1 protein-coding gene is annotated in these 660 nt (G+C 57.9%); it reads right to left on the reverse strand.

All coding sequences use genetic code 11. The features are described from left to right. A partial coding sequence (locus tag ACYU7Z_RS16375; protein ID WP_460572435.1) for a hypothetical protein occupies window positions 1–660 on the reverse strand: 660 nt, incomplete at both ends.

Below are 660 nucleotides of genomic sequence, written 5' to 3' on the forward strand. Positions count from 1 at the left end.
ACTGGTAGGATCCGCAAGCCGTAGCTGTGGTATCGCTGTGCAGGCCACTGGCGATGGTGAGGTGCAGCACGGTAGTATCGGTACAGGCTCCGTTGGTCGTGGTGAAGCTGTAATCCCCACTCGTGGTGTAGGTCTGTCCATGCCACTGGTAAGATCCGCAGGCCGTAGCCGTGGTATCGCTGTGCAGGCCGCTGGCGATAGTGAGGTGCAGTACCGTAGTATCGGTACAAGCCCCGTTGGTCGTGGTGAAGCTGTAGTCACCACTCGTGGTATAGGTCTGTCCATGCCACTGGTAGGATCCGCAGGCGGTAGCCGTGGTATCACTGTGCAAGCCACTGGCGATGGTGAGGTGCAGCACGGTAGTATCCTGGCAGGAGCCATTGGTTGCATAGAAGGGATAATCTCCCGATGTGGTATAGGTCTGTCCGTGCCATACATACTGGGCACAAGCCGTGGCCGTGGTATCGCTGTGCAAGCCACTGGCGATAGTGAGGTGCAGCACGGTAGTATCGGTACAGGCTCCGTTGGTCGTGGTGAAGCTGTAATCCCCACTCGTGGTATAGGTCTGTCCGTTCCACTGGTAAGATCCACAAGCCGTAGCCGTGGTATCGCTGTGCAGGCCGCTGGCGATAGTGAGGTGCAGTACCGTAGTATCGGTGC

This window comes from Flaviaestuariibacter terrae (assembly GCF_054777635.1).